The organism is Mycobacterium sp., from assembly GCF_032162605.1.
Classification (GTDB): domain Bacteria; phylum Actinomycetota; class Actinomycetes; order Mycobacteriales; family Mycobacteriaceae; genus Mycobacterium.
Genome location: NZ_JAVROT010000227.1, coordinates 1 through 6515, shown reverse-complemented (window position 1 = coordinate 6515; position 6515 = coordinate 1). Strand labels below are relative to the sequence as shown.

Sequence of the window (6515 nt, the reverse complement as noted above, 5' to 3'; positions counted from 1 at the left end):
AAAACACCACCTGTTCAAGACCTTCTGGGCCGGTGAGGCTGGCTGGCGGGAGCGACAACTCCCCGACGGGACCGTCATCTGGACCGCACCCGACGGGCAGAACTACACCACCACCCCCGGGAGTCGGCTGCTGTTCCCACAACTGTGCCAACCGACAGCACCGGTCGTTCCCGTCGACGTCCCCGCCCGGCCGGCCCACACCGTCGGGTTGAGGATGCCGCGCCGCGGCACGACCCGCACCCAGGACCGGGCCCGCCGCATCAACGACGAACGCGAACTCAACCGAACCGCAGCCGCAGCCGCAGCCGAACAAGCAGCCGCAGAAGCCGAACAAGCAACCCCCGACTCGACCCCACCGTTCTGGTGTCCCGAGTCCCCAATCCGCCATCGGCCAATAGACGTGGCTCATGCCCGGGGGCTCGTCAACCCCACAGCGCCCACGCCTTGGCCCAACACTGTCGAATAGTCGTTGCCTGCGAAGATAATTCGAGCAATACGCAGATCGCCCAAGCGCAATCGATTCGCCTCGATAGACCGCCCACCAAATCCTCGAATCCGTGGCCAACCACTGCGGATGTATTGACGACTCAAGACACTAGCGGTAGGCCCTGCCCCGCAGGATGACCAGTTCCGGGTGGTTCAGCACACCTGGTTTTCTGGGGTCGTCTGCGTAGCAGACCAGATCGGCCGAGGCCCCGTGCTCCAGGGCGGGTCTGCCCAGCCATTGCCGCGCATCCCAGCACGCCGCACCCAGCGCCTCGGTCGGGCTCAAACCGACGGTCGTCATCGCCTCGACCTCGTCGGCGATGCGACCGTGAGCGATCGTGCCACCCGCATCGGTGCCCGCGAAGATCGGCACCCCTGCATCGTGTGCCGCCCCAACGCGCTGGTAGCACGTCGCGTATAGGTCGCGCATGTGCTTGGCGTAGTTCGGATACCGGCTTGCGGCGTCGGCGATTCCGGGGAAGTTCTCGATGTTGATCAGTGTCGGCACCAACACGGTGCCATGCTCCAGCATCAGCGCGATGACGTCGTCGGTGATGCCGGTGCCGTGCTCGATGCAGTCGATACCTGCATTGATCAGACCGGGCAGCGCGTCTTCGCCGAATACGTGCGCGGTCACCCGGGCGCCCTCCGCGTGTGCGGCAGCGATGGCATCCTTCAGCACGTCGTCGGACCACAGCGGGGCGAGATCGCCGACCCCGCGGTCGATCCAGTCCCCCACCAGTTTCACCCAGCCGTCACCGAAGCGGGCCTGCTCCGCGATGACAGCGGGCAACTCCGACTCGTCGTCGACGTCGATCGACACGCCCGGCAGGTAGCGCTTCGGCCTCGCCAGATGCTTGCCTGCGCGAATGATGCGCGGCAGATCGTCGCGCTCGTCGAGATCGCGAGTGTCGACTGGCGACCCCGCATCGCGCAACAGCAGCGCGCCCACGTCACGCTCGGTCTCGGCCTGGGCGAGCGTCTCGTCCAAATCCGTTGCGCCGCCTGGCCCTAGTCCGACGTGGCAGTGCGCATCGACGAGGCCGGGCAGGATCCAGCCGCCATCGAATACGGTCTCTGCGTCGGCGACCGGTTCGGCGCTCAGCAGCCCATCGACGACCCACCACTCGACGGGGTCGCCGTCGGGCAGTCCCCTGCCGCGCAGATGCAGGCGCAACGTTACTTCTGGCCGGGGAACTTCAGCTTGGATAGATCGAAGTTGGCGAGGCCCGGCGGCAGTTCGTCCAGACCCTTGGGCATGTTCGACAGGTCGGGGAACCCGGCGGGCACCCCGCCACCGATGCCCAGCGGGTTCGGCGTCTTCGGCGGAGTCGGCCCTCGCCCGCCCTTCTTGCCCTTCTGCTTGTTCTTGCCCTTCGCGGCCTTGCGAGACGATCCCTTGCGGCCGAACGGCATTCCCATCTGACCAGCCATCGACGACATCATCTTGCGGGCTTCGAAGAACCGATCGACGAGCTGATTGACCTCCGAGACGGTGACGCCTGAGCCGTTGGCGATGCGCAGCCGCCGAGAGGCGTTGATGATCTTCGGCTCAGCCCGCTCGGCAGGAGTCATGCCCCGGATGATGGCCTGAACCCGGTCGAGTTGGCTGTCGTCGACGGCGGCCAGCGCATCCTTCATCTGGCCTGCGCCTGGCAGCATGCCGAGCAGGTTGCCGATCGGCCCCATCTTGCGGATCATCAGCATCTGCTCGAGGAAGTCCTCGAGCGTCAGTTCGCCGGACCCGATCTTGGCGGCGGCCTCCTCGGCCTTGTCGGCGTCGAAGACCTGCTCGGCCTGCTCGATGAGCGTGAGCACGTCGCCCATGCCGAGGATGCGGCTGGCCATGCGATCGGGGTGGAAGACGTCGAAGTCCTCGAGCTTCTCACCGTCGGACGCGAACAGAATCGGCACGCCGGTGATCTCGCGCACCGACAGTGCCGCGCCGCCGCGGGCGTCGCCGTCGAGCTTGGTCAGCACCACACCCGTGAAGCCGACACCCTCACGGAACGCCTCCGCGGTGGTGACCGCGTCCTGGCCGATCATCGAGTCGAGGACGAACAAGACCTCGTCGGGGTTGACGGCGTCCCGGATGGCGGCCGCCTGGCCCATCAACTCCTCGTCGATGCCGAGGCGGCCCGCGGTGTCGACGATGACGACGTCGAAGTGCTTGGCCCTGGCCTCCGCAAGGCCGGCGGCGGCGACCGCCACGGGATCGCCGGCCTTCATCTCCGCCGAACTGCTTCCCGGGTCGCTTCGCTGCTGCCCTCCGATGCCGGCACCACCCGGTGAAACGCCAGGGTCCGGCGCGAACACCTGCACGCCCGCGCGCTCACCGACGATCTGAAGCTGGTTGACGGCACCGGGCCGCTGCAGGTCGCAGGCGACCAGCAGGGGGGTATGCCCCTGGTCTCTGAACCACTTGGCGAGCTTGCCCGCCAGTGTCGTCTTGCCGGACCCCTGAAGGCCCGCGAGCATGACGACCGTCGGAGGCGTCTTGGCGTACGCCAGCTTCCTGGTCTCACCGCCGAGGATGCCGACGAGTTCGTCGTTGACGATCTTGACGACCTGCTGGGCCGGGTTCAGCGCGCCGGACACCTCCGCGCCCTTGGCGCGGTCCTTGACTCTGGCGATGAACGCGCGCACGACGGCCAGCGAGACGTCGGCCTCGAGCAACGCCAGTCGGATCTCGCGGGCCGTGGCATCGATGTCGGCATCGGTGAGCCGGCCCTTGCCACGCAGGCCCGACAGGGCCCCGGTCAACCGGTCGGACAGGGATTCAAACACGTGGTTAGCCTAGCGGGCGGCGCCCGGGTCCGACTGCCCGGGAACCTCGCCACCTACCTTTAGCTGGCCTCCGGCACCGCCTTGGCCGCACCGGGCGTGGGCAGCACGGCATACAGCTCGCGCTCGAGTTCGTCGCGCGCAGCCGAGTGGTCCTCAGAAGCGTCGCCTGCGATCAACGACGGCACCACGACACCGAAAGCGTCCACGACGGACGATCCCAGCGTGGTGACCTTCGCCCAGACGATGTCCAGACCGTCGCGCTCGATGACCGCGGTCAGCCGGGCGAGCAGGCCCGCGCGGTCGGTGCTGCGGATCTGCAGGACGAACTCGCCGCGCGACGTGCCCCCGAACCACAGGATCCGTGGCGGGGCGGGGGCGTTGATCGGAACCGCGTCCGGGGTCTCACCCGCCCGCGTCGGGTTCGTGGCCGCGGCGTCGCGGTCCCGCCGTTCGAGCGAGCCGATGACGTCGAGGTCGCCCCCCAACGCCAGGACGAACTGCTCGCGCAACAGCTCGGCCGCGGGTGGCGAGCCGAAGTGTGGTGACACGACGAATGTATTGATCGCGACGCCCTCGTGGCTGTTGACCGACGCCGAGTGCACCCGCAGCGAGTTCAGGGCCAACACCCCGGCGGCCTTGGAGAGCAACCCTCTGCGGTCCGGGGCGATCATCGCGACGTTGTAGACGTGCGCGCTGTCCCCAGCCACCAGCTCGACGTGCACCCCGCCGTCGGCAGCCAGCGAAAGATGTCGTGGCTCAATGGGGTCCGGCGTCGGCAGCGGCTCGCCGGCCATCACCAGCCGGCACCGACGCACCAGGTCACCAATGAGCGAGGCCTTCCAATCGCCCCACACTCCCGGCCCGGTGGCCAGGGCGTCGGCCTCGGCGAGCGCATCCAGCAGCTCGAGAAGCACGAGGTCACCGTCCAGCGCATCGACGACTGCGGCGATGACCTTGGGGTCCTGCAGGTCGCGGCGCGTGGCGGTGTCGGGCAGCAGCAGGTGGTAGCGGACGATCTTGGACAGCAGCGCCACGTCCGAAGGCCAGAGGCCCAGCCTGGTGCCGATCTGAATCGCGAGATCGGCCCCGATGACGCTGTGGTCACCGCCCCGCCCCTTGCCGATGTCATGAGCCAGTGCGCCGAGCACCAGCAGATCCGGCCGGGACACCCGTGTGGTGAAGGCACTTGCCCGCGAGATGGTTTCGACGAGATGCCGGTCCACCGTCCAGATGTGGACGACGTCACGGGGCGGCAGGTCTCGCACGGCACCCCACTCAGGAAAGAGCCTGCCCCACAGTCCCGTTCGGTCCAACGCCTCGACGGTCGCCACCATCGCGGGACCCGCGGCCAGCATCACCAACAGATCCTTGAGCGCCTGACGGGGCCACGGCGCGCGGAGTTCCGGTGCCGTCGCGGCCAGTCGGCTCAACGTCGACGCCGACATGGGCAACCCGGTGGTCGCCGAAGCGGCGGCGACTCGCAGAATCAGGCCGGGATCGCGTTCGGGGCGGGCATCGCGGGCCAACATGACCTCGCCGCCGTACTCGATGACGCCTTCGTCGACGGGTCGACGCACCGGACGCCGCAGCGCCGACAACCCCCGGCGCGGCAAGGCATTCGACGCAGTTCGGATCCCAGCGTCGACGTAGTAGCTGATGGTGCGCGCCGCATCGCTGAGCATGCGGGCCAGATCGAACCGGTCGCCGATGTGCAGGGCAGCGCCGATCTCGTCCGCGTACTGGGCCTGCAGCATCTCCCTGCCGCGGCGCGAGATGCGATGCAACTCCGTGCGCACGTTGAGTAGGGCGAGATGGGCATCGCCCAACGAGCCGGTGGGCGAGGCGAGCGAACGGCTGGGATAGGCATCCGCCAGCTGCGCGATGGCCAACGCATTGAGCAGCTGAACGTCGCGCAGCCCGCCCCGGCCGTTCTTGAGGTCGGGTTCGGCGCGGTGGGCGATCTGGCCACTGCGCTCCCAGCGGGCCTGCGTGTGGGCGACGAGTTCCTCGAAGCGAGGAGCGATGCCGGTGCGCCATTGCCGACGGGCGCCACCGATCAGGAGCGTCGACAGATCGGAGTCGCCTGCGATGTGCCGCGCATCGAGCATGGCCAGCCCTGCCGAGATGTCCTCGCCGGCGACCTTGAGCGCCTCGGGCACGGTGCGCACACTGTGGTCGAGGTGAATGTTCGCGTCCCTCAACGGGTACCAGAGCAGCTCGGCTACCTGGGACACCACGTCGCGAGGCATGTTGTCGTGGACCAGTGCCAGGTCCAGGTCGGAGAACGGCAGCAGCTCACCGCGACCGAGGCCGCCGGTGGCGACGATCGCGAAACCGCTGGTGGCCGTGATGCCGATCTCGGCAGCCTTGGTGGTGAGCCAGAATTCGTTCAAGTCCAGGAGCGCCTCGCGCAGCGCGGCCGAGTCCAGCCGTGAGCCACCGGTGAGCAGTTGTTCGGAAGCCGTGGCCAGATCGTTCGCCGGACGCGACGATCCCGCCGCCGGCGCCTCCCATCGAGAGGCCCCCGCGGCGGGATCTGGTGTCTGCTTCGTCATCTCGGTCCTCCCCGACGCGCTGTTGTTCGTTGAAACCGATGCGCGTCCGGGAGACAACGCTTAGACCACTCCTCCATCAAATGGCGTCGGTCCCCCGCTCGCCGGTCCGCACGCGAACCACGGTGTCAACGGGACTGACCCATACCTTGCCGTCACCGATCTTGCCGGTGCGGGCGGCTTGGACGATGACGTCCACCACCTTGTCGACGGCGGAGTCATCCACCAAGACCTCGACCCGCACCTTGGGTACGAAGTCGACGGAGTACTCCGCACCACGGTAGACCTCGGTGTGGCCTTTCTGCCTGCCATAGCCCTGCACCTCGCTGACGGTCATCCCCAGGATGCCCGCCTGCTCGAGGCCGGTCTTGACGTCTTCAAGCGTGAACGGCTTGACGATCGCAGTGATCAGCTACATTTCCCTCATTCCTCCGAGACGTGATGGCCGAGAACCGAGCTACTGCCGACTGTCGAGAAGTCGTAACCGGTTTCTGCGTGCTCGGCCTCATCGATGCCGTTGGCCTCGTCTTCCTCGCCGAGTCGAAGACCGATGGTGTACTTCAGGATCAACGCCAAGATAGTCGTCACGATGAACGAGTAGGCGAGAACCGAGAACGCACCGACTGCCTGACGCCACAACTGATCGAATCCACCACCGTAGAACAGACCCTTCACAGCCGCGGGCGCCTC

4 protein-coding genes and 2 pseudogenes are annotated in these 6515 nt (G+C 67.6%); 1 reads left to right on the top strand and 5 read right to left on the bottom strand.

Annotated features, from left to right (window positions below; all coding sequences use genetic code 11):
• Positions 1-466: pseudogene (locus QOI01_RS13955) on the top strand (hypothetical protein); the annotation flags it as partial.
• A gap of 129 nt (positions 467-595) precedes the next feature.
• Here QOI01_RS13955 and QOI01_RS13950 read toward each other — a convergent pair.
• The 5 genes and pseudogenes from QOI01_RS13950 to QOI01_RS13930 all read right to left on the bottom strand — a co-directional run.
• Entirely contained in the window at positions 596-1696 is a 1101-nt protein-coding gene (locus tag QOI01_RS13950; RefSeq protein WP_526381819.1) for an amidohydrolase family protein, read from the bottom strand.
• Complete coding sequence (gene ffh / locus QOI01_RS13945) at positions 1666-3273, bottom strand: signal recognition particle protein (protein WP_526381815.1); 1608 nt, start codon at positions 3271-3273, stop codon at positions 1666-1668. Before ffh ends, QOI01_RS13950 begins: the two co-directional genes overlap by 31 nt.
• Positions 3274-3332: 59 nt before the next feature.
• The gene (locus tag QOI01_RS13940) at positions 3333-5828 is read right to left on the bottom strand and encodes a [protein-PII] uridylyltransferase (protein WP_526381813.1); all 2496 of its coding nucleotides are present in this window, start codon (positions 5826-5828) and stop codon (positions 3333-3335) included.
• A 76-nt stretch (positions 5829-5904) separates the two neighbouring features.
• Positions 5905-6237: a P-II family nitrogen regulator gene (locus QOI01_RS13935; protein WP_526381817.1), complete on the bottom strand. Its 333-nt coding sequence runs from the start codon at positions 6235-6237 to the stop codon at positions 5905-5907.
• Positions 6238-6248: 11 nt separating this feature from the next.
• Positions 6249-6515: pseudogene (locus QOI01_RS13930) on the bottom strand (ammonium transporter); the annotation flags it as partial.

Bases quoted from the DNA above. Each gene is read 5' to 3' on its own strand.
- QOI01_RS13940 (WP_526381813.1), bottom strand. From the start codon at position 5,828: ATGACGAAGCAGACACCAGATCCCGCCGCGGGGGCCTCTCGATGGGAG.